Genomic DNA, 21,246 nt, shown 5'->3' with positions numbered 1-21,246 from the left:
TGGGACGCGATCAGTCCGACGAGGACACGACGCGCGCGCCCGCGACCGGGCCCGTCGCCGTCAGCACACGGTCCGCCGCGCCGGACGCCGTGAACGCCGCCGCGAGCACCAGCGCGTGCTGACGGCTGCGCGCGAGCGCCGCGACCGTGGGCCCCGAGCCGGAGACGAGCACGCCCAGCGCGCCCGCGTCCTTCGCGACGCCCAGCGGGTCCGCGAGCCGCGGGTCCAGCGACAGCGCCGCGTCCTGCAGGTCGTTGTGCAGCGCCGCGCCCAGCGCGCGCGGGTCGCCCGCGCGCAGCGCCTGCAGCAGCGGCACGTCGTCGTCCAGGGCCGGCGGCAGGTCGAGCGCGTCCGAGCCGTCGCGCAGCGCGTCCAGCGCGCCGTACACCGACCCCGCCGACAGCCCCCGGTCCTGCACCGCGAACGCCCAGTGGAACTCGCCGCGCCCCAGCACCGGCGTCAGCAGGTCGCCGCGGCCCTGCCCCACCGCAGTGTGCCCCTGCAGCACGAACGGCACGTCCGAGCCGAGCTGCGCCGCGAGCTCCAGCAGCTGCGTGCGCGACAGCCCCGCACCCCACAGCGCGTCGCACGCCAGCAGCGCCGCCGCCGCGTCCGCCGAGCCGCCCGCCATGCCGCCCGCCACGGGCACGCCCTTGTCGATGTGCAGGTGCACGCCCTCGTCGATGCCCGCCGCCTGCGCGACGAGCTCGGCGGCCCGCATCGCCAGGTTCGAGGCGTCCGTGGGGACCAGGTCCGCCTGCGGCCCCGAGACCGTCACGACGCGCTCGTCGGACGCCCGCGCCGTGACCTCCTCGAACACCGACACCGCCTGGAACACCGTCGTCAACGGGTGGTACCCGTCCGGTGCGACCGGCCCGACGTGCAGCGACAGGTTCACCTTGCCGGGAGCACGCACACGGACCTCGCGGGTGGTGGCGACCTCCACCGGGCTCAGCGTCACGGCTCCACTGTGCCAGCAGGGGCGCCGCGGCGCGTACCGGCCAGCTGCTCGGCGATCCGCGCGAACCCCTCGACGTCGACCGTCTCACCGCGCGCCTGCGCGTCCACGCCCGCCGCCGCGAGCGCCGCGACCGCGGCCTCGTGCGAGCCGAACAGCGGCGCGAGAGCCGCGCGCAGCATCTTGCGCCGCTGCGCGAACGCGGTGTCGACGACCTCGAAGACCTCCTCGCGCGTCGCCGACGTCGTCGGCGGCTCGCGGCGGTCCAGGCGCACGAGCGCCGAGTCGACGTTCGGCACCGGCCAGAACACCGACCGGCCCACGGTCGCCGTGCGGCGCACGTGCGCGTACCAGGCGGCCTTCGCGGACGGCACGCCGTACGTGCGGCTGCCCGGCGGCGCCGCGAGCCGGTCCGCGACCTCCGCCTGCACCATGACGAGCGCGTGCTCGAGCGAGCCGAACCGCTCCAGGAACGTCAGCAGCACCGGCACCGACACGTTGTACGGCAGGTTCGCGACGAGCGCGCGCGGCGGCTCCCCCGGCAGCCCGGTCACCTCGAGCGCGTCCCGCAGCACGACGGTCAGGCGCGCGCGGCCCTCGTCGTCCCGCAGCACCGCGGGCTCGTCGCGAGCCGTCTCGTCCGCGTGCAGGCCCGCGTGCGCCGCGACCGTGCTCGGCAGCAGGCGCGCGAGCACGGGGTCGATCTCGACCGCGACCACGTCCGCGCCGGCCTCGAGCAGGCCGAGCGTGAGCGAACCGAGGCCCGGCCCGACCTCGACGACCCGCATCCCCGGCTCCACCCCGGCCTGGCGGACGATCTTGCGGACGGTGCCCGCGTCGAGCACGAAGTTCTGCCCGAGGGTCTTGGTCGGGCGCACCCCGGCCCGCTCGGCGAGGTCGCGGATCTGCGCGGGGCCGAGCAGCGTGACGGTCATGGGCGCCAAGCCTACGAGGGCGCCCGCCCCGGGCGCGCACGCGTGCTGCGTGCGACCGGGTCGAGCGCCCTCGTCGGACGGGCGGTGGTGCTCCAGGTCAGCGCGAGGCTCAGCTGAACAGGCGCGGGCCGCAGTGCGGCCACTGGCCCGCGCCGGAGCGCAGGTAGAGCATCTTCGCGCGCGCGGTCTGCTCCGCGGGCGACGCCTGCGACGGCAGACCCGCCCCGCCGACCGAGCGCCACGTGCCCACAGAGAACTGGTAGAGCCCGTGGTACAGGCCGTTGGCCGAGACGATGCTCGGGTTGCCGCCCGACTCGCACTTCGCGAGCGCGGCCCAGTTGAGCGAGTCCGCGTCGCGCGTGTCGCCGATCGGGCCGCCCTTCGACGAGCCGCCACCGCTCGAGCGGACGACCGGGCGCTTCTTGGTGCCGACCGAGACGACCTCGTTCACGGGCTTCGCCGTCTGCGTGTCGGCGACGACCACGCGCTTGGTCTCCTTGCCGTCGACCGTCGTGACGCGCTCGACGATCGTGCGCTTGCCGGGAACGCCCTTGGTCGTGACGACCTCGGTGCCCACGTAGCGCGACGCGTCGTCCTTCTCGCTCGAGGAGAACGCGATCTCCTCGGTGCGCGTCACGGTCTGGACCGAGACGCGCTGCACGACGATGCGCACGTCACGCGCGTCGTCGTTCGCGAGGCGCACGCGGTCGCGCGCACCGAGCGCGATGCCCGCGTCCTCGAGCGCGTCCGCGACCGTGGTGCGCACGTCGCCGACCTCGAGCTCCTTGCCGTCCACCGCGATCGTCGCGGGGCCGCGCAGGGACAGGTCGAGGGAGAGCTCGGGGCGGCCGCCACCGGAGCGCGACGCGACGAGCTGGACGTCCGGGTCGCGGACCGCGAGCAGGTCGAGCGCCTCGTCGGCGGTGAGCGCGGTGGTCCACACCGTGCGCTGCCTGCCGTCCTGCGCGACCGTGACCTGGTGCGCGTGGCGCACGGTCACGACGTCGCCGTCGGACAGGCTGCCGGCCGGCTCGACCGCGTCGCGCGAGCCGGTGGTGACGCCCTCGTCGGACAGCAGGCCCTCGACGGACCCCGCGAACGTGGTCACCGTGCGGGTCTCGCCGTCGACGTCGAGCGTGACGGTCTTGTGGGCCTGGGCGTAGACGGCGGTCCCGCCGGCGACGACGAGCGCGCCGGCCGCGACCAGCGCGGGCAGAGCCAGGCGTCGGCCCGGTCGGCCGTCCTGCTCCGTGATGTCGGTGTCGTGCGGAGCCGTGGGCTCCGTGGTGGCACGCGTGCGGGTGAGCAGGCGTCCGATGCGGGTCGAGAAGGGCACGGGGCTCCAGCCGTCGTGGTTCCCGGGCACGGGGGGCGGTGCGCGTCCCGCGGGACGCCCGACGTCGCCGTCCGCTGCGCGCTGGTGCGTGCGCGGCCGGTGCGTGAGCACTGGAGGGAGTGCTCACCGTCGGTCCCGGATCCCCGATCCGGCTGTCTCTCCCGGACCGCCGTGAAGGCCGGTCCGACGAGGTCGCGGCGAGCGGAAGAACCTGTGCACTCACGCGACGACAGGCGACCGTAACCCGATCGTGACCAAGCCGCCAACCCCCGGGCGGTGCGAAGCGGGACGTTCGACGCGGTCCGGACCTGACCCGTCCTTGACCTTCAGGCGGGGCCGGCATGGCCGTTCTTGGTCAGTACCAGCCCTTGGCGGTGAAGTGTCCCCAAGCGCCGCACGGCGTCTTGTAACGGCTCTTGATGTAGTTCAGGCCCCATGTGATCTGCGTCGCGGGGTTGGTGCGCCAGTCGCTCGCGACCGACGCCATCTTCGAGCCCGGCAGCGCCTGCGGGATGCCGTACGCCCCCGACGACTTGTTCTCCGCGTTGACGCGCCAGCCGCTCTCGTGGTTCCACAGCGTCAGCAGGCAGGCGAACTGGTCGTCGCCCCAGCCGCGCGCCGCGGCCATCTCCTTGCCGAGCGCCTGCGCCGTGCCCGGCGAGACCGCCGCGCTCTTCGGCAGCTCGGAGGTGCCGACCTTCACGATCTGCTTGACCGGTTCCGTCGTCACCACCGACGTCATCATGCGCCGGCCGACGACCACGCCGCCGACGACCTCGAGCTCGTACGTCGTGGTCCGCACACCCGCGCGGCCCGCCTGCGTGACGATCCGCATGCCCTTGAGCAGCGCGGAGTCCTCGATCTCCTCGGTCTCGAACGGAACCGTCTCCGTGACGACCTCACCGCTCTGCTCACCGCGCGTCACGAGCACCGCGAGCCCGTCGACCGCCGCCGCGTCGAGCGGCACCGAGACCTGGTCGCCCTCGTTCAGCACGAGGCCGATGTCCCGCAGCGCGTCGCGCACCGTCGAGCCGTTCGAGATGCCGTCGATCACCTGGCCGTCGACGACCAGGTGGATCGTCTTCTGCGTCGAGACGTGCAGCGTGCCGCGGCCCAGCGACGCCGAGCGCGACGCCGACAGGCGGACCTCGCCGTCGCGCAGACCGAGCGAGTCCACGGCCTCGCCGACCGTGAGCGCCGTCGTCCAGATGCGCTGCTCCTCGCCGTCGACCGCGACGTCGAGCTGGCGCGCGTGACGCACGACGATCTGCTCGCCGCGCGCGACCGCCTCACCGACGCCCGGCGCGACGAGGTCGCGCTCACCGACCTCGATGTCACCGGCCGCGAGCACCTGGCCGACCGTGCGGCCGAAGCCCTCGACCTGCACGAGCTCGCCGTCGACGTCGACGACGACCTCCTTGTGCAGCACCGCGAACGCGGTCGTGGCACCGACGACGAGCGCGACGACCGTGCCCTGCGCGACCGCCTTGCCCAGGCGGCCACCGCTGCGTCGTGCAGCTCGTCGTGCAGGGCTCACGCGGCGCATCCTCCGTCACTCGGGGCGGTCGTCGCGGACGTCCCGCGACGCTCGTCGTGCTGGTGCTCGTCGTCGTCCTTGCTCACGAGCGGCCGTGCTCGATCGTCCTGCCCCCCGGACGCACGTCCGACCGTAACCGATCTGTGATCGGCCCGGAAACCCGCGACCTCGACCTTCCCAGCAGGTGATCACCCGCACGCACGCACCCCACGAGGGCTGATCCGGCGTGTCGCCCGGCGTGTCGCAGACGGGTTCGTCGCGGCACCCGTCGAGTGGCGGCGCCCGTCACCACGTCCCGTACACCGCCTCCGACGTGCGGGCCAGCGTCGCGCACAGCGCGGCCAGGTCGTCGCCGCGCGCCTCCGCGAGCGCCCGCACCGTCCCCGGGAGCAGGTACGGCGCGTTCGGCCGGCCGCGCAGCGGGTGCACCGTCAGGTACGGCGCGTCCGTCTCGACGAGCAGCAGCTCGGCCGGGAGCACGCGCGCCGCGTCCCGCAGGTGCTCGTTCGACGGGAACGACACCGGCCCCGCGAACGAGCAGAACCACCCGTGCTCGGCCGCGAGCCGCGCCAGACCGGCACCGCCCGAGAAGCAGTGGAACACCGTGCGCTCCGGCGCGCCGTCCGCCAGCAGCACCTCGACGACCTCGTCGTGCGCGTCGCGGTCGTGGATCTGCAGCGCGAGGCCCAGCTCCTTCGCGAGCGCGACGTGCGCCCGGAACGCCTCACGCTGCACCTCGCGGCCGCGCGGTCCCGCACGGAAGAAGTCGAGACCCGTCTCGCCGACCGCGCGGATGCGCGGGTTGCCGCGCGCGGTCGTCGCGACGAGGTCCAGCGCCTCGTCCAGCGGCACGTCGTGCCACGGCTGCGGGTCCGGGTCGAGGCCGTCCGGGGCGACCTCGTGCACGCCCGCGTGCAGCACCGCCTCGTTCGGGTGGATCGCCACCGCGCCCAGCAGGGCCGGGTGCTCGCGCACCGCGGCGTCCGTCCAGCGCACCGCCTCGACGTCGCAGCCGACCTGCACCATCCGCGGCACGCCGACCGCCGCCGCGCGCGCCAGGTGCGCCGCGAGCCCGGGCAGCGGCGCGGGCTCGTCGTCCCCGCCCTGCTGCTCCCCGGCGGCGGACCCCGGGCCGTCCCAGCCCGTGGCCCGCCAGCCGGCCACCGTCTCGAGGTGCGTGTGGTTGTCCACCACCGGCACCGGCAGCGCCTGCGGCGACGCGGGCCAGCCCCGCTCGCGCGACCGACCCATCAGCGGTTCTGGTACCGGGCGAGCTCCTCCTCGACGATCGAGTCGTCGAGCTTCGTGAACACCGGCGTCGGGGCACCCACGGGCGTGCCCGGCGTCAGCGTCGGCGAGGCCCACGCCGGCACGTCGGAGTAGTCCCCCGTGATCACCGGGTAGTGGCGCGACTCGTCGTCCAGGTCCGTGACCTCGTCCAGGCGGGGCTGCGGCGCGAACACACCCGTGCCGCCGAACGTCTCGTGCACCTTCTGCGCCGAGTGCGGCAGGAACGGCGCGAGCAGCGTGTTCGCGTCCACGACCACCTGCGCCGCGGTGTTCAGCACCGTCCCGAGGCGCTCACGGTCACCCTTGAGCTTCCACGGCTCCGTCTCCGAGACGTACCGGTTCGCCTCCTGCACCACCCGCATCGCCTCCGCGATCGCCGCCTTGTGCCGGTGCGTGCCGATGAGGTCGCCCACCGCGGCGAACGACGCCCGCGACTGGTCGAGGATCGCCCGGTCCACGTCCAGCAGCTCGCCCGCCGCCGGGATCTCGCCGAAGTTCTTGTGGATCATGCTCGCCGTGCGGTTCACCAGGTTGCCCCAGCCCGCGACGAGCTCGTCGTTCGTCCGGCGCAGGAAGTCCGACCACGTGAAGTCGGAGTCCTGGCTCTCCGGGCCCGCGACCGCGATGAAGTAGCGCAGCGCGTCCGGCTGGTAGCGCGCCAGCATGTCGCGCACGTAGATGACGATGCCGCGCGACGACGCGAACTTCTTCCCCTCCATCGTGAGGAACTCGCTGCTGACGACCTCCGTCGGCAGCTGCAGCTCGCCGTACGCGCCCGGGGCGCCGCCCTTCGCGCCCTTGCCGTCGTAGCCCAGCAGCTCCGCCGGCCAGATCTGCGAGTGGAACGTGATGTTGTCCTTGCCCATGAAGTAGTACGACCGCGCGTCCGGGTCGTTCCACCACTGGCGCCAGGCGTCCGGGTCACCCGAGCGGCGCGCCCACTCGATCGACGCCGACAGGTAGCCGATCACCGCGTCGAACCACACGTACAGGCGCTTGTTCGGGTTCTCCTCCCAGCCCGCGAGCGGCACCGGGATGCCCCAGTCGATGTCGCGCGTCATCGCGCGCGGACGCATGTCGTCGATGAGGTTGAGCGAGAAGTTCAGGACGTTCGGGCGCCAGTCGGAGCGCGTGCGCAGCCACGCGTCGAGCGCGTTCGCGAACGCCGGCAGGTCGAGGAAGAAGTGCGTCGACTCGACGAACTTCGGCTTCTCGCCGTTGATCCGGCTGCGCGGGTTGACGAGGTCCACCGGGTCGAGCTGGTTGCCGCAGTTGTCGCACTGGTCGCCGCGCGCGCCGTCGTAGCCGCAGATCGGGCACGTGCCCTCGATGTAGCGGTCCGGCAGCGTGCGGCCCGTGCTCGGGCTGATGGCCCCCATGGTCGTCTTCTCGATCATGTAGCCGTTGGCGTGCACCGTGCGGAACATCTCCTGCACGACCGCGTAGTGGTTGCGCGTCGTCGTGCGCGTGAACAGGTCGTACGTCAGGCCCAGCGCGGTGAGGTCCTCCGCGATCACCCGGTTGTACTTGTCCGCGAGCGCCTGCGGCGTCGTGCCCTGCTTCTCGGCCTCGACGAGGATCGGCGTGCCGTGCTCGTCGGTGCCCGACACCATCAGCACGTCGTGGCCCGCCATGCGCATGTAGCGCGAGAAGACGTCCGACGGGACGCCGAAGCCGGCGACGTGACCGATGTGGCGGGGACCGTTCGCGTACGGCCACGCGACGGCCGACAGGATGCGGGACATGCGCCCGATCCTAGGTGAGCGGTCCGGTTCGCCGAGGCGCGGACCACGGACCGGCCGCGACCACGCGTCCACGCTAGGGCGAGGGTCGCGGCGCGCCGCCCGCCGGTGCCGGGGGCCCGGGGAGGAAGGGCGCGACCGCCGTCGTGAAGTACCCGAGTCCGGTCACGGCGGGTTCGACCGCGCGCGAGAGCGTGATCCCGTCCTGGCACCGCTTCAGGAACCCGCCGACGGCGCGGATCCCGTCCGCGACCGAGCCCACGAGTCCTCGGAGGTTGTCGACGGTGCGGGCGAGCGCGGAGACCATCGGACCGAGTCGCGCCGCCCAGCGCGCCACGAGCCGGGTCGCCTTCATCACCGCCGACACGGGGTTGATGCAGCAGACGGCAGCCGAGACCACGTCCGCGATGGCGTCGCGGATCAGGTCGTGCACCGCGCGCACCAGCTTGGCGCAGACCGCGAGCGCGCCACCCAGCGCACCCGCCGCGCGCGCGACGACCCGGGCGCCGTCGGCCTGCACCGACACGACGGCACGGTAGGCCGCGAGGGCGGGACCGGTCATGAACGCCAGGTCGCGCGCCACGTCGCTCTCGAGCCCGTCGGCGACCGCGACGAGGTCCCGCTCGATCCTCTCCCACGTGCGCCCGTACGCCGTGACCTGGTCCGCGTCACCCCCGACCTCGTCGAGCCAGCCCTTCAGCGGCTGCAGGTGGTCCAGCACCCACCCGACGCCCCACGCGACGGCCGCACCGAGCGGGTCCATCGCCAACGCCACGCCGTTCGCCGCGGCCGCCGTCGTGCTCAGCGCGGCGTCGACCCACGCGCCGCTGCCCGCCTGCTCGGCCAGGCTCGTGAGGTCGCTGACCAGACCCGCGCCGGAGTGCCACCTCTCGGTCTCGACCACCTCGCTGACCCACGGCACGGTCCCGGCGCTCACCGCAGCACCTCCTGGCCCGCACGGAACACCGCACGCACGGCCGTGTCGGTCACGTCGTACGAGTCGGCGAGCACCTCGACCGCGACACCGGTGACGGCGAGCACGCCCCCCACGCCGCCGATCGCGACCCCGCACGCCGCCTGCGCGACCGCCATCGCGCTCCCGAGCGGGGCGAGCGCGATCCCGAACGCGCCCGGGTCGGCAGCCATCGCCAGCGCCGCCGGCGCGAGCACCGCGGCCTCACCCGCGCGGTCGCGGACGTGCCGCGCGTGCTCGCGCAGCATGTCCGTGTCCACCTCGAACCCGTCCATCTCCACCCCCTGCATCGGTCGTGGCAGGACGGTAGCCGGGTCGCGCCAGACCCCGCGGGGGCCTGTGGACGACGAGGCGACAGGCGCGTCGTCGCAGGTCGGCGGATCGTCAGCGGATCGTCAGCGGATCGTCAGCGGATCGTCAGCGGATCGTCAGGCGCAGGATCCGGTCGTCGCCCGGGCGCGGGTCACCGCGCCCGTCGGTGTTGCCCGTGACGACGAGCAGCGTGCCGTCCGCCGCGACCGCGGCCGCGCGCAGGCGCCCGTGCTGACGCTCGAGCAACGCGTGCGGCTCCCCCACGCCGTCGGCGTCGGTCGCCGCCGCGGGCCGCAGCGGCACGCGCCACAGCCGCTGACCGCGCAGCCCCGCGACGTACACGGCCTCCTCGGTCACCGCGAGCCCGCTCGGGGACGCGTCGGACGTCGGCCACACCGCGACCGGGTCGACGAACCCGTCGCCCGCACCGCCCTGCCCCTCGACGACCGGCCAGCCGTAGTTCGCGCCCCGGTGGATCACGTTGAGCTCGTCCCACGTGTTCTGGCCGAACTCGGACGCGAACATCCGCCCGTCCGACGACCAGCCCAGGCCCTGCACGTTGCGGTGCCCGAGGCTCCACACCGGCGAGCCGTCCACCGGGTTGCCGGGCGCGGCGTCGCCGTCGGGCGTGAGGCGCAGGATCTTGCCGCCCAGGTCGTCGGGGTCCTGCGCGCGGCGCGGGTCGCCCGCGTCGCCCGTGCTCACGTACAGGAACCCGTCCGGACCGACCGCGAGCCGACCGCCGTCGTGGTTGCGCGCCGCCGGGATGCCCGTGAGCACCGCGGTGAGCGGTCCGAGCGTGTCGCCCGTGAGCCTCGCGCGCAGGACGCGGTTGTCCTGCGCGGTCGTCGTGTACAGCGCGACGTCGAGGCCGTCCGCCGACGCGCCCACCACGGCGACGCCCAGCAGACCGCCCTCGCCCTGCGGCACGACGACGTCCGCGAGCTGGCGCGCACCCGGTCCGGTCACCGGTGTGACGGTGCCGCCCGCGTCGACGAGCACGAGGCGTGCCTCCTCGCGCAGCGTCACGAGCGAGCGGCCGTCCTCCAGCGGGGCGATCCCCCACGGCACGTCCAGCCCGGTCGCGAGCGTCGCGACGTCCAGCTCGACGGTCGCGGGTCCGGACGGCTGGACGACAGCGGGCCCGGTCGTCGCACCGGCCTCCGGGTCGGTCGGCACGCTCGTCGTCGGACCCTCGACCGGCGACCCCAGGCTCGTCGGCCCGCTCGTCGGCGCGGGTTCGACGCACCCCGCGAGCAGGGCTCCCCCGACGACGACCCCGACCACCCAGCCGCCCCGGCGACGACCCCGACGCTCGTCGACCCCGCCGTCCCTCCGGCTCCCAGGGCCCAGAGCCGGAGCAACCGCGGTCTCGGCCGACGAACCGCCGACGAGCCCGTCGTCGCTCCGGTTCCGACCGGCCGGAACCGGAGCAGCCCCGGGCTCGGCGGCGGGCGACCGGCGGGCGCGGGGCATCGGACGACTACTCGACGAACGCCGCGGAGCTCGGCACCAGCTCGACGCCCGCGGCCCGCAGGTCGTCGCGCGCCGCCGCGCCCAGCTCGGGGGTCACCGGGACGGTCAGGTCGGTCAGGACGCGCGTGCGCAGCCCCTCGGCGTGCGCGTCGAGCGCCGTGGCGCGCACGCAGTGCGACTCGGCGATCCCGACGACGTCCACGTCCGTGACCTGCTCCTCGCGCAGGATCGCGGCCAGCGCCCGGCCCTGGGCGTCCACGCCCTCGAACCCCGAGTACGCCGCCGCGTACTCGCCCTTCTTCACGCTCACGTCCGGCCCGAGCTCGGACAGCGCGGGATGCAGCTCGGCCTCCGCGGTCCCGGCGACGCCGTGCGGCGGCCAGGTGTCGACGAAGTCCGGCTCGTCGGAGAAGTGCGTGCCCGGGTCGACGTGCCAGTCCTGCGTGGTGACGACCACGTCGTACCGGTCGCGGTGCGCGGCGGCGTACCGCGCGATCGCCTCCGCAACGTCGTTGCCGCCCGCGACGGGCAGCGCGCCACCCTCGCAGAACGTGGGCTGCACGTCGACGACGAGCAGCGCGCGTCGGCCGTGGTCCATGACACCCCTCTCATCGGTGGTCGGCTCGTCGATGGTCGGCTCGTCGGTGGCCGGCGTCCGGTCCCAGCCTGCCACCGCACGCCCGCCTCGTCAGGGCGTCGGACGTGTCCCGGCGCTCGGCAGCGCCGCCTCGTACAGGGTGCGCGTCGGCACGCCCGCCGCGGCGGCGACCGCGCGCGCGGCGTCCTTGAGGCGTTCGCCGGCGTCCACACGGGCACGCACCTGCGCGACGAGGGCCGTCAGGTCGCCACCGCCCGCGGGCCGGGTCGCACCGCCCACGACGACGACGATCTCGCCACGGACCTCGCCCGCGGCCCACTGCGCGAGCTCCGCCAGGGGACCCCGCAGGACCTCCTCGTACGTCTTCGTCAGCTCGCGGCACACGGCGGCGGGCCGGTCCGCGCCGAACGCCTCGACCATCGCGCCCAGCAGAGCCTCGAGCCGGTGCGGCGCCTCGAAGAACACCATCGTGCGCCGCTCGTCCGCGAGCGCCGCGAGCGTCCGCGCGCGCTCACCCGGCTTGCGCGGCACGAACCCCTCGAAGCAGAACCGGTCGGTGGGCAGCCCGGACAGCGCGAGCGCCGTGAGCACCGCGCTCGGGCCCGGCGCGGCCGTGACCGGCAGGCCGGCCTGCACCGCGGCGGTCACCACGCGGAACCCCGGGTCGGACACCGCGGGCATCCCCGCGTCGGTCACGACGACGACCGTGCCGCCGCCCGCGACGACGTCCAGCAGCTCGTCGGACCGGGACGCCTCGTTGTGCTCGTGGTGGGACACCACGCGGCCGCGGACCTCGACCCCGAGGCGCGCCGCGAGCACCCGCAGCCGGCGCGTGTCCTCGGCCGCCACGACGTCGGCCGTCTCGAGCAGCGTGCGCAGGCGCGCCGAGGCGTCGTCGACGTTGCCGATGGGGGTCGCGGCGAGCACCAGTCGTCCCGCGGTCTCGTCGTGCGCCATGCGCCCAGCCTGCCACCCGACGTGGGCCGCCCGGTCCGTCCGGCACCCGGAACGATTGAGGACCAGTCCCCATCAACTGGTCGCACCCGTAGCATGTCCGCGTGCCGCAGTCGCCCGACGCCGTCGACCCCACCACGGGAGCGCCCGACGACGCGCGTGCGCGCGCCGCCGCCGCCCGCACCGACGGCGACTTCGCGCCGCCCGGGTCGAACGGCGCACCACACCCGGTCACGCCCCCGACGACGCCCCTGCCCGGCCCGCCCGCGGGCTGGAGCACGCCGTACGTCGCGCCCGTCCCGCTCGAGCCGGAGGACGGGTCCGACGACGCCGGAGACGGCTCGTCGACCGACACCGCCGGTGAGGCCGCGGCCGAGCCCGCCGGCACGACGACCGGCGACTGGCCCGACCCGTACGCCGTCGGCGACGACGGGACGAGCCCGTGGACCCCCCGCACGTCCGTCGCGACCGCCGAGGTCGAGCCCGAGCCGCGCCGCGTCCCCGACGCCGCCGAGCTGCGCGAACGGCTCCTCGGCGCCGCGACCATCGCGCTCGACGCGACGCGTCGCAACCGCGTGATCGGGTGGGTCGTCGCGCTCGTGGTCACGGCGTTCGGCGGGATCCTGCGGTTCTGGAACCTCGGCTCGCCGCACGAGCTCGTGTTCGACGAGACGTACTACGTCAAGGACGGCTGGTCGCTCGTCGAGCGCGGCTACGAGGCCGACTGGGGCGAGGAGCCCAACCCGCGTTTCGAGCAGGGCGACACGTCGATGCTCGGCACGAAGGCCGAGTACTTCGTGCACCCGCAGGTCGGCAAGTGGCTGATCGGGCTGGGCATGCGGGTCGGCGGCGGTGTGGAGTCGGCGTTCTCGTGGCGGCTCGCGGTCGCGGTGCTCGGCACGCTGTCGGTCCTGATGCTCACGCGCATCGCGCGGCGCCTGTTCGCGTCGACCGCGTGGGGCGCGGTCGCGGGCGGGCTGCTCGCGATCGACGGCATGGGCATCGTCATGTCCCGCACGTCGCTGCTCGACCCGGTGCTCATGTTCTTCGTGCTCGCGGCGTTCGGGGCGCTGCTCCTCGACCGCGAGCAGTCCCGCAGACGCCTCGCGGAACGTCAGGCGGCGCTGCTCGCCGACGGCAAGGACACCGAGTTCGGGCCGGGGCTGGGCTGGCGGTGGTGGCGGTTCGCGGCCGCGGTGCTGCTCGGCCTCGCGATCGGCACCAAGTGGTCCGGGCTGTACTTCCTCGCGGTGTTCGGCGTGGTGTCGGTGCTGTGGGACGCGACCGCGCGTCGCACCGCGGGCGTGCGCGTGTGGGCCGCGGTGGCGTTCGTGCGCGACGCGATCCCGGCGGCGTTCCTCATGGTCGGCACGGCGGTCGTCGTGTACGTCGGCACGTGGTGGTCGTGGTTCACGAACGCGGGCTCCTACGGGCGGCAGTGGGCGGCGGAGCACCCCGGCGAGGGCCTGACGTTCCTGCCCGAGGGGCTGCGCTCGCTGTTCGAGTTCCACCGGCAGATGTGGAACTTCCACCGGGACCTGGACTCGCCGCACACCTACCAGGCGCACCCGCTCGGCTGGATCGTGCAGTGGCGACCGACGTCCTTCTTCTGGGGCGACGAGTCCGGCCTGTCGGGCGCGGACGCCCAGGCGGCGTGCGGGACGGACCACTGCGCGCGCGCGATCCTCGCGATCGGCAACCCCGTGGTGTGGTGGGCCGGCGCCGCGGCGATCCTCGTCGCGCTGTTCTGGCTCGTCTGGTACCGCGACTGGCGCGCGGGCGCGGTGCTGTCCGGCCTCGTCGCCGGGTGGGCGCCGTGGTTCCTGTACTCCGATCGCACGATCTTCGCGTTCTACTCGATCGCGTTCGCGCCGTGGGTGGTGCTCACGCTCGTCTACGTGCTGACGCTGATCGTCGGACCACCCACGCTCCCGCCCCGCTCGAGGCGCGGCGCGATCATCGGCGTCGGGGTGTTCCTGGGGATCGTCGTGGCGATCAGCGCGTACTTCTACCCGATCTGGGTCGGCTGGACCGTGCCGTACGACTTCTGGCACCAGCACATGTGGATGCGCCAGTGGGTCTGACCGGCGCCTGATCCCCGGCCGGGGCACGTGCCCCGGCCCGCCGGTCGGGGCTCAGGCCGTGCGCACCCCGCGCGTGCGGCCGGGCCACTCGACCTGGCCGCTGGCGTACCAGCGCACGCCCAGGCGGTCCCAGAACGGCCCGTGCGCGGCGATGCGAGCGCGGAAGTCGTCCCAGTCGCGCCGCTCGGGCGCGGTCCACGCGACCTCGGCGACGGCCGCGAGCCGCGGCAGCAGCATGGTGGTCAGGGCGTCGAGGTCGCGGATCGTCTCGGTCCACACCGCGGCCTCGACCCCGATCACGGACTCCGCCGGCAGCCCGTCGACCAACGTGGTGGGCTCCCAGTCGTACGCGTCACGCACCTCGACGTGCCCGGCCCAGTCGAGGCCCAGCGCGGTGCGCTCGTCGTACTTCATGTCGAGGTAGACCTTCGACGCGGGCGACATGAGGATCGACGCGCCCGCGCGCGCGGCCGCGACGAACGGCTCGGGGTCGACGCGCGTGTCCCAGTACTGCACGACGGTCCCGGGCTCGAGCGGCGTCGACGCGATCTCCTGCCACCCGACGACCTTCTTCCCCGCCGCGCGCACCGCGGCGGCGGCCTGCCCGACGAGCGTCACGTACTCGTCGTGCTCCATCGTCAGGACCTCGTCGCCGCCGATGTGCACGTACGGCCCGGGGGTCATCGCGGCGACGTCGGTGAACACGGCGCGCAGGAACTCGCCGGTGGCGGGCAGGTCGGCGTACAGGCGCGAGAAGCCGACCTCGATGCCGGTGTACTCGTCGGTCGGCACGCCGTCGGGCGTGAGGTCGCCGTACGCGTGCGTCGCGGCGTTGACGTGCCCGGGGACGTCGATCTCGGGGATCACCGTGATGCCTCGCGCGTCGGCGTACTGCACCAGGTCGGCGAAGTCCGACGGCGTGTAGCAGCCGCCCCGGTCCCCGCCCACGGCCGTGCCCGACGACTTGCGCGCGAGGTGCGGGCGCGACGGCACGTGCAGGCGCCAGCCCTGGTCGTCGGTGAGGTGCAGGTGCAGGACGTTGAGCTTGTAGTGCGCCATGAGGCCGACGACGACCTTGAGGACGTCGACCGACAGGAAGTGGCGGGCCACGTCCACGGACAGCCCGCGCCACGCGAACCGTGGCGCGTCACGCACCTCCACCGCGGGCACGCGCCACGCGCCGTCGCTGCCCTGCTCGAGCAGCTGGCGCAGCGTCACCACGGCGCGCGTCAGTCCGGCGGACGTGCGCGCGACGGCCTCGACGCGGCTCGGGCCCGCGACGACCTTGTACGCCTCGTCGCCGGGCAGCAGGTCGGGCTCGTCGGCCGCGGCGAGGCGCAGCCGGATCACGTCGCGCGCGCCGCGCGCGTCGTCGGTGTACCGCACCTCGATCGCCTGCTCCGTCACCCGCCCGAGCAGGTCGGCGGCGAGCACGCCGTGCGCGATGAGGTCCGGCCGGGGGTCCACGACGACGGTGGTCGTCTCCCCCACGACGAACGGCGCCTGGCTGCCCACCTCGAGGTGGACGGGTCGGGGGACGACTCCGGGCTGCGACACGATGCTCCCTGTGGTGCTCTCCGCACGGTGCGGTTCGAGCGGCACGCTACCGGACGCCGCCCAGGCGCCGGGCCACCACGGCGCACGTCGCCAGCTGGATCTGGTGGAACACGATCACGGGCAGCGCGACGGTCGCCGCGACGACGGGCGAGAACAGCACCGCGGCCATCGGCAGACCGGTCGCGAGGCTCTTCTTGGAGCCGCACATGAGCAGCGCGATCCGCGCGCCGCGGTCGAGCCCGAGCCGCCCGCCGGCCCACCACGTGAGCGACAGCATGACGGCGAGCAGCACCGCGCACACGAGCGCCAGCACGACGAGCGCGGCGAGCGTCACGTGGTCCCACGCACCCGAGGTCTGCGCCTGGCTCACCGACGTGTAGGCGACGAGCAGGATGACGACGCGGTCGGTGACCTGCGTGAGGCGCTTGTGCGCGCGCAGCCACGCGCCGGTCCAGCGCTCGAGCGCCTGCCCGACGACGAACGGCAGCAGGATCTGCAGCAGCACGCTGCGCACGGCGTCGCCGTGCAGGCCGCCCGAGGTGGCGCCGAGCAGCACGGCGACGAGCGCGGGGGTGAGCACGACGCCGGCGACGTTGGAGATCGTCGCGCCCGTGATGGCCCCGGCGACATCGCCGCGCGCGACGGAGGTGAACACCACCGAGGCCTGCACGGTCGACGGCAGGAGCGACAGGTACAGCACGCCGGACTGCAGCTCGGGCGCCAGCACGGCGTCGGGCAGGAGCTGCGCGGCGAGGCCGAGGAGGGGGAAGACGACGAACGTCGCGGTGAGCATCGAGCCCTGCAGGCGCCAGTTGCGCAGGCCGCGCAGCACCTCGTGCGTGGGCATCCGCGCGCCGTACAGGCCGAACAGCACGACGATCGCGACGGTCCGGACGACCTCGAGCACGTCCGCGAGCGCGCCGGTCGCGGGCCACAGGAGCCCGACGGCGAGCACGGTGAGGATCATGACGACGAGCGGGTCGACCCACGCCTTGACCCGCGCGAGCGCGGACGTCCCGGGCCTGGTCACCCGGTCATCCTGCCCCACGTGCCGCGGCGCCCCCTGCGCGCCGCGGCACGACAGTGTGTGCGCCTCGTCACGCACTGCTCCGCGGTGACCGGTCGCCCTCCACGACCGGTCACCGCGGTGGTCCTGCTAGGGGTGCGTCAGGAGATCCCGCACACCGAGTCGGCGGTCGACGAGCCCGAGGACCTGCCCTTGACCCGCGCGCACGGCGTGGAGGTCTGGAGCGTGATGCCCCCGATCTTGAGCACGAACTTGTGCCGCGTGTAGGACCGGCCCTCGTTGGACACGACGCCCCTGCCGCTGCCGACGACGCCGGAGTAGGACCAGCCGGGCGTGGACGTCTCGCCGCCGTGGTCCGAGATCTTCGCGGACGTGACCGAGCTGCCCGACGCGCACCAGTGGCCCACGTGGTAGTAGGTGTACAGCGTGTTGCCGGCGGCCGCCTTCGGCGCCCACGTCCACCGCTGCGACCAGCAGCCGGAGGCGGACGTGGTCATGGACAGGCTGGACGCGCGGGCGGCGAGCAGCGAGCGCACCGCGGTGAAGTCCTCGGGCTGCTGCCCCCCGACCTCCACGTCCGTCGTGGCCGGCAGCTGCGTGGCGATGAACTCGTCGCGCTCGGCAGGGCTCAGCGAGTCGAGGTACTCCTGCAGGGTGGTGTCCTCCGACACCGGGGCGTCGTCCTCGGCGTGCGCTGCGGTCCCCCCACCCAGCACGAGCGCGGCCGCGACGAACGCGGTCGCGATCTTCCTCATGTACTGCACCGAACCCCCATCTCCGTTCTCCGGTCGGCGCCTGGGTTGGCACCGTACGCCGCAAGGACTAACCACAGCAGAGATCTTTGCACCAGTCACTACCTTGCGACGCAAGAGACTGCTAGTTCCCCCGCATGGCCGCAGAGTCGGACGCGCTGCTGACGCAGCTGCGCAAGGGGGTCCTCGAGTACTGCGTCCTCGCATGCCTGCGTAAGGACAGGGCGTACGGCCTCGAGCTGGCCACCCGCCTCTCCCGCTACCAGGTGCTGTTCGCGAGCGAGGGCACGCTCTACCCGCTGCTGTCGCGCATGCGCCGGCAGGGCTGGGTGGAGACGTCGTGGCAGGAGTCCACCAGCGGACCACCACGGCGCTACTACGAGCTCACCCCGCAAGGTCGCACCGCGCTCGACCTGTTCACCCGCGCGTGGGAACCGTTCCGCCAGGACGTCGACACCGTGCTGGAGGAGTCCCGATGAGCCGGACCCCCGCCCCCGAGCACCCGCTCGTCGCGGCGTACCTCGCCGACCTCGAGCGCGCGCTCGTCGCCGCCGACCCGCGTGAGCGCGAGGACACGCTCGACGCCGTGCGCGAGCACCTCCTCGAGGCGCTCGGCGCGAAGCCGTCGACCGCCGACGTCACCGAGGTCCTCACGGACCTCGGGTCGGTGGACGTGATCGCCGCGAGCGTCACGCCCGCCGGCCGGCCACCCGTCGTGGCGCTCGCCGCCGCGCAGGAGACGCTCACCGCACCCGCGGTGGCCGGGCGACCCGCCGGACCGGACGCCGGCTCGGTCGTCGCGCTCGTCGCCGGGGCGTTCGCGCTCCTGCTGGTGCTGCTCGTCCCCCTCCTGGCGATCCCGGTCGCGCTCGTCGCGCTCGTCGTCGCGGTCCTGCGCGTGCGGCGCACCGCCGGCAGCGGCGCGCTCGCGTGGTCGGCCGTCGTGCTCTCGGGCTCCGCGCTGCTCGTCGCCGCGCTCCTCAGCCTGTCGCTGCTGGCGACGGGCAGCGACCATGACCCCGCCCCGGGACCGGTGCACAGTGAGCCCCTTGACCAGGGGTGAGGCCGACCGGCGCGCCGCTGACCTGCGGAACCTGCGCCGGGCCGCCTACCTGCAGCGACGAGCCCTCGCGAGCCTCCCGCTCGACCAACGCGTGACCCTCGCCCTGCGCGGGGCAGGTACGCGCACCCGCCCACCGGTGCGCACCACGGCGTAGCGCCGCCGCTCACATCCGACACCCGCCAGGCTGCGGCGGCGCCGGATCGTCCGCATCGCAGCCGCGACCGAAGGAGCATCCCGTGCACCGCCCCGCCGCACGGGCCACCGTGCCCGACACCGTCCCGACCTCCTGGTCCTCGCACGAGCCCGCCCGCGAGCTGCTCGTGATGTCCGCGTCCGCACCCGACCGCTGGTCGCCGCTGCCCGCCGCAGCGCTCGGCGAGCACCTCGTCAAGCTCGAGGCCGGTCACGCCGTGATCGTCACGCTCGAGGTCACCGACACCCGCATCGCGCAGGTCGTCCGCGCGGTGGGCGGTGACGGCGCGTGCTTCCTCGTCGAGCTCACGGGCGAACGCGGCACCTACCAGGTGGGCTCCGGGCCCGACCCGGCCGCAGCCGTGACCGTGCTGTCCCGCGTGACGCGGCGCTGCGGCCACGCGCCCGTGCTGCGCGTCGGGGCGCAGTGGCGGCACACCGCGCGCACCGCGCCCGCGCTCGTCCTGACCTGGCTCCTGCGCGGCGACGTCGGCGCGCAGTACACCGTCGCGCCCTTCCTCTGCGGCGGGTCCTGCCCGACGCAGCGGAGCGCCTAGAGACCCCGCCCCCCTGCGGATTCCTGACGGACGCGGCTGAGCAGGGGGCGGCCGCGTCCGCACACGACGAGGCCCCGGATCGGGGGAACCGGGGCCTCGTCGTGGTGCTGCACCGAAACCCGCACCGGCGCACCTCACTCCCCCCGTCGTCACACGCCTCGTCGCGCCCCCGCGCGCGAGCCTCCAGTGCGCACGTTCCGACCCGAGCGCACCCGCCCGGCGTGCGCACTCACGCACGCCCGTGCGCACTCGCCGTTGGGAGTCGCCGCCAGGGTCCCGGACGGCGCGCGGCGGCGAGTCCGACGACCCCGAACCCACCACCACGCCGAGTGCGCACGTCGCGCACCGACTGCTGACGCCTTGCGTGCGCACTCACGCACGAACGTGCGCACTCGCCGGTGGGGGTCGGCGCACGAGAGTGCGGGCGAGGGCGCGCGGGCGGGACGAACCCCGTCCCCCACCGCCGAGTGCGCACGTTCCGACCCGAGTGCGGGCGTTCGGCGTGCGCGCTCGCGCAGGAACGTGCGCAGTCGGCGCTGGGTGGGCGGGGGGAATGACGAAGGCCGGACCCTGGGGTCCGGCCTTCGTCATCGGTGGAGCTGAGGGGATTCGAACCCCTGACCTTCTCATTGCGAACGAGACGCGCTACCAACTGCGCCACAGCCCCTTGAAGCGGGCTACAGACTAGCACCCTGCATGCCCGTCGAGAAAAATCGAGGCGGCGTGACCTGCGCGACTCCGCGCAGGTCCGGCGTCACTGCCCGGAGGCGCGGCGGCGGGCCAGGATCGCGTCGAGGTCGATCGAGCCGGTGGTCGACGGGCCGGCGACAGTGGCAGGCACAGTCGCGGGCACAGTCGCGGGCACAGTGGCAGGCACGGTGGCGGTCGACGCGGCGGTGGCATCCGCCTGCTCGTCGAGGCCCAGACCCTCCTCGGGCGGGCGCGCGACGGCCGACGTGGAGCCCTCGAGGTTCGTCAGCGGGACCGGCTCGCGGCGCGGCGCCTCGGGCTTGAGCGTGTAGGTGGGGCGCGGCATCGGCACGGGCGACCACGACTCGTCGTCGGCGGTCCTCACACGCGCGATCATCTGCGTGGGCGTGTCCGACGGGCGCACGGCGTGGCCGGTGACGGTCGGCTGCACCACACGTTGCGCACCGGTCACGGCGCGCGCGGCGCGGGCGCGGGCCTCCTGCGCGGCGCGCGCGGCCTGCTCCATGCGCTCCGCGAACGCCGCGTCGGCGGCACGACCGGCGACCACGGCGCGACGACCGAGCACGACGACCGTGCCGAGCAGCGCACCGGGCACGGCGCCCGCGACCCACGTGACCGCGGGTGCGACGACGGCGACGACGGTGCCCACGACGGTGAGCAGGGCCAGGCCGGAGGCGAGCAGCCCGCGGCGACGAGCCGCGGCTCCACGGCGCGCGACCGCGGCGGCGTGCTGGGCACGCGCCTGCGCGGTCCGGCGAGCCACCTCGGCGGTCAGTCGGTCGTGCTGCGCCGTGGGTCGGTCCATGGTCCTGCCTCCTGTCGCGGAGCTCGTCGCTGCCACGAGCACCCCTCTGCCGGGGGTCAGCAACCCCGACGTGCCGGCAGGTCTGCAGTCGCCGGGGTTCACCGTCGCCTGCGCCCGGTCGCGAGCCGGTCGGTCGCTCACGGCGACCACGCGCAGCGCGTCGGAGAACCGGTCGTCGACACGGGACTCCACCAGCTGCTGCCGGTACCGCAGCTTGTGCGGCACCAGGTAACCCACCCACAGGCCGACCAGCGCGAGCGCGAGCCAGCCGGTGAGATCCTTCACGGACCGACGGTAGGGCGCGACGTCCCCCTCTCGGGGCAACTGTCCGGCGTGTCGAGCCGAATCCGGCTCGCGGGCGTTGTATCGGGGCCCGACGAGAGTCCT

General features: G+C 74.5%; 20 protein-coding genes and 1 tRNA gene. 5 read left to right on the top strand and 16 right to left on the bottom strand.

Features of this window, described 5'->3' with window-relative positions; all coding sequences use genetic code 11:
* Window positions 1-10: 10 nt before the first annotated feature.
* From F1D97_RS06655 to rsmI, 11 genes are all read right to left on the bottom strand, one after another.
* The gene (locus F1D97_RS06655; protein WP_236123082.1) at window positions 11-961 is read right to left on the bottom strand and encodes a 4-(cytidine 5'-diphospho)-2-C-methyl-D-erythritol kinase; all 951 of its coding nucleotides are present in this window, start codon (window positions 959-961) and stop codon (window positions 11-13) included.
* Complete coding sequence (gene rsmA / locus F1D97_RS06650; protein WP_236123081.1) at window positions 958-1,893, bottom strand: 16S rRNA (adenine(1518)-N(6)/adenine(1519)-N(6))-dimethyltransferase RsmA; 936 nt, start codon at window positions 1,891-1,893, stop codon at window positions 958-960. The genes F1D97_RS06655 and rsmA overlap by 4 nt, the downstream gene beginning before the upstream one ends.
* A gap of 109 nt (window positions 1,894-2,002) precedes the next feature.
* The gene (locus F1D97_RS06645) at window positions 2,003-3,229 is read right to left on the bottom strand and encodes a resuscitation-promoting factor (protein WP_236123080.1); all 1,227 of its coding nucleotides are present in this window, start codon (window positions 3,227-3,229) and stop codon (window positions 2,003-2,005) included.
* A 355-nt stretch (window positions 3,230-3,584) separates the two neighbouring features.
* Window positions 3,585-4,775: an aggregation-promoting factor C-terminal-like domain-containing protein gene (locus F1D97_RS06640; RefSeq protein WP_236123079.1), complete on the bottom strand. Its 1,191-nt coding sequence runs from the start codon at window positions 4,773-4,775 to the stop codon at window positions 3,585-3,587.
* 276 nt (window positions 4,776-5,051) lie between these two features.
* Window positions 5,052-6,017, bottom strand: a complete 966-nt coding sequence (locus F1D97_RS06635; protein WP_236123078.1) for a TatD family hydrolase — start codon at window positions 6,015-6,017, stop codon at window positions 5,052-5,054.
* Window positions 6,017-7,801, bottom strand: a complete 1,785-nt coding sequence (metG, locus tag F1D97_RS06630) for a methionine--tRNA ligase (protein ID WP_236123077.1) — start codon at window positions 7,799-7,801, stop codon at window positions 6,017-6,019. The genes F1D97_RS06635 and metG overlap by 1 nt, the downstream gene beginning before the upstream one ends.
* A gap of 73 nt (window positions 7,802-7,874) precedes the next feature.
* On the bottom strand, window positions 7,875-8,735 hold the full coding sequence (locus tag F1D97_RS06625; RefSeq protein WP_236123076.1) for a hypothetical protein: 861 nt from the start codon (window positions 8,733-8,735) through the stop codon (window positions 7,875-7,877).
* Window positions 8,732-9,061 carry a hypothetical protein gene (locus F1D97_RS06620; protein WP_236123075.1) on the bottom strand — a complete coding sequence of 110 codons (330 nt, stop codon included), beginning with the start codon at window positions 9,059-9,061 and terminating at the stop codon, window positions 8,732-8,734. The genes F1D97_RS06625 and F1D97_RS06620 overlap by 4 nt, the downstream gene beginning before the upstream one ends.
* A 127-nt stretch (window positions 9,062-9,188) precedes the next feature.
* Window positions 9,189-10,370, bottom strand: a complete 1,182-nt coding sequence (locus tag F1D97_RS06615; protein ID WP_236123074.1) for a PQQ-dependent sugar dehydrogenase — start codon at window positions 10,368-10,370, stop codon at window positions 9,189-9,191.
* Between the two features lie 196 nt (window positions 10,371-10,566).
* Window positions 10,567-11,157 carry an isochorismatase family protein gene (locus F1D97_RS06610; protein ID WP_236123506.1) on the bottom strand — a complete coding sequence of 197 codons (591 nt, stop codon included), beginning with the start codon at window positions 11,155-11,157 and terminating at the stop codon, window positions 10,567-10,569.
* A gap of 90 nt (window positions 11,158-11,247) precedes the next feature.
* The gene (gene rsmI / locus F1D97_RS06605) at window positions 11,248-12,114 is read right to left on the bottom strand and encodes a 16S rRNA (cytidine(1402)-2'-O)-methyltransferase (protein WP_236123073.1); all 867 of its coding nucleotides are present in this window, start codon (window positions 12,112-12,114) and stop codon (window positions 11,248-11,250) included.
* A 101-nt stretch (window positions 12,115-12,215) separates the two neighbouring features.
* On the opposite strand from rsmI, the gene F1D97_RS06600 reads away from it, so the two are divergent.
* Window positions 12,216-14,195, top strand: coding sequence for a dolichyl-phosphate-mannose--protein mannosyltransferase (locus tag F1D97_RS06600; protein ID WP_236123072.1), 1,980 nt, complete (start codon window positions 12,216-12,218; stop codon window positions 14,193-14,195).
* Between the two features lie 51 nt (window positions 14,196-14,246).
* Here F1D97_RS06600 and F1D97_RS06595 read toward each other — a convergent pair whose 3' ends face one another.
* From F1D97_RS06595 to F1D97_RS06585, 3 genes are all read right to left on the bottom strand, one after another.
* Window positions 14,247-15,752, bottom strand: a complete 1,506-nt coding sequence (locus F1D97_RS06595; RefSeq protein ID WP_236123071.1) for a family 20 glycosylhydrolase — start codon at window positions 15,750-15,752, stop codon at window positions 14,247-14,249.
* Window positions 15,753-15,798: 46 nt separating this feature from the next.
* Complete coding sequence (locus F1D97_RS06590) at window positions 15,799-16,782, bottom strand: bile acid:sodium symporter family protein (protein ID WP_317618964.1); 984 nt, start codon at window positions 16,780-16,782, stop codon at window positions 15,799-15,801.
* 137 nt (window positions 16,783-16,919) lie between these two features.
* Complete coding sequence (locus F1D97_RS06585) at window positions 16,920-17,534, bottom strand: hypothetical protein (protein WP_236123070.1); 615 nt, start codon at window positions 17,532-17,534, stop codon at window positions 16,920-16,922.
* Between the two features lie 134 nt (window positions 17,535-17,668).
* On the opposite strand from F1D97_RS06585, the gene F1D97_RS06580 reads away from it, so the two are divergent.
* The 4 genes from F1D97_RS06580 to F1D97_RS06565 all read left to right on the top strand — a co-directional run bounded on the left by F1D97_RS06580 (window position 17,669) and on the right by F1D97_RS06565 (window position 19,343).
* On the top strand, window positions 17,669-18,010 hold the full coding sequence (locus F1D97_RS06580; RefSeq protein WP_094181947.1) for a PadR family transcriptional regulator: 342 nt from the start codon (window positions 17,669-17,671) through the stop codon (window positions 18,008-18,010).
* Window positions 18,007-18,594 (top strand): HAAS signaling domain-containing protein, encoded by a 588-nt coding sequence (locus F1D97_RS06575; RefSeq protein WP_236123069.1) that lies wholly within the window; start codon window positions 18,007-18,009, stop codon window positions 18,592-18,594. Before F1D97_RS06580 ends, F1D97_RS06575 begins: the two co-directional genes overlap by 4 nt.
* Complete coding sequence (locus F1D97_RS06570) at window positions 18,581-18,748, top strand: hypothetical protein (RefSeq protein ID WP_236123068.1); 168 nt, start codon at window positions 18,581-18,583, stop codon at window positions 18,746-18,748. Before F1D97_RS06575 ends, F1D97_RS06570 begins: the two co-directional genes overlap by 14 nt.
* Before the next feature lie 82 nt (window positions 18,749-18,830).
* Window positions 18,831-19,343: a hypothetical protein gene (locus tag F1D97_RS06565; RefSeq protein WP_236123067.1), complete on the top strand. Its 513-nt coding sequence runs from the start codon at window positions 18,831-18,833 to the stop codon at window positions 19,341-19,343.
* A gap of 594 nt (window positions 19,344-19,937) precedes the next feature.
* On the opposite strand, the gene F1D97_RS06560 is transcribed toward F1D97_RS06565, so the two are convergent.
* Both F1D97_RS06560 and F1D97_RS06555 read right to left on the bottom strand, forming a co-directional pair.
* Window positions 19,938-20,010: transfer RNA gene (locus tag F1D97_RS06560), tRNA-Ala, on the bottom strand.
* Window positions 20,011-20,097: 87 nt separating this feature from the next.
* Window positions 20,098-21,144 carry a hypothetical protein gene (locus F1D97_RS06555; RefSeq protein ID WP_236123066.1) on the bottom strand — a complete coding sequence of 349 codons (1,047 nt, stop codon included), beginning with the start codon at window positions 21,142-21,144 and terminating at the stop codon, window positions 20,098-20,100.
* Window positions 21,145-21,246 lie beyond the last annotated feature (102 nt).

Origin of the sequence: Cellulomonas palmilytica, from assembly GCF_021590045.1 — a bacterium.
Taxonomy (GTDB): Bacteria; Actinomycetota; Actinomycetes; order Actinomycetales; family Cellulomonadaceae; genus Cellulomonas; species Cellulomonas palmilytica.
The sequence above is the reverse complement of the archived record's forward strand: the minus strand, read 5'-3'. Positions and strand labels throughout refer to the sequence as shown.

Coding starts and splice junctions, on each gene's coding strand:
- F1D97_RS06620 (WP_236123075.1), bottom strand. CDS start 9,061: ATGCAGGGGGTGGAGATGGACGGGTTCGAGGTGGACACGGACATGCTG.
- F1D97_RS06610 (WP_236123506.1), bottom strand. CDS start 11,157: ATGGACCACGGCCGACGCGCGCTGCTCGTCGTCGACGTGCAGCCCACG.
- F1D97_RS06575 (WP_236123069.1), top strand. CDS start 18,007: ATGAGCCGGACCCCCGCCCCCGAGCACCCGCTCGTCGCGGCGTACCTC.
- F1D97_RS06640 (WP_236123079.1), bottom strand. CDS start 4,775: ATGCGCCGCGTGAGCCCTGCACGACGAGCTGCACGACGCAGCGGTGGC.
- rsmI (WP_236123073.1), bottom strand. CDS start 12,114: ATGGCGCACGACGAGACCGCGGGACGACTGGTGCTCGCCGCGACCCCC.
- metG (WP_236123077.1), bottom strand. CDS start 7,801: ATGTCCCGCATCCTGTCGGCCGTCGCGTGGCCGTACGCGAACGGTCCC.
- F1D97_RS06635 (WP_236123078.1), bottom strand. CDS start 6,017: ATGGGTCGGTCGCGCGAGCGGGGCTGGCCCGCGTCGCCGCAGGCGCTG.
- F1D97_RS06580 (WP_094181947.1), top strand. CDS start 17,669: ATGGCCGCAGAGTCGGACGCGCTGCTGACGCAGCTGCGCAAGGGGGTC.
- F1D97_RS06585 (WP_236123070.1), bottom strand. CDS start 17,534: ATGAGGAAGATCGCGACCGCGTTCGTCGCGGCCGCGCTCGTGCTGGGT.
- rsmA (WP_236123081.1), bottom strand. CDS start 1,893: ATGACCGTCACGCTGCTCGGCCCCGCGCAGATCCGCGACCTCGCCGAG.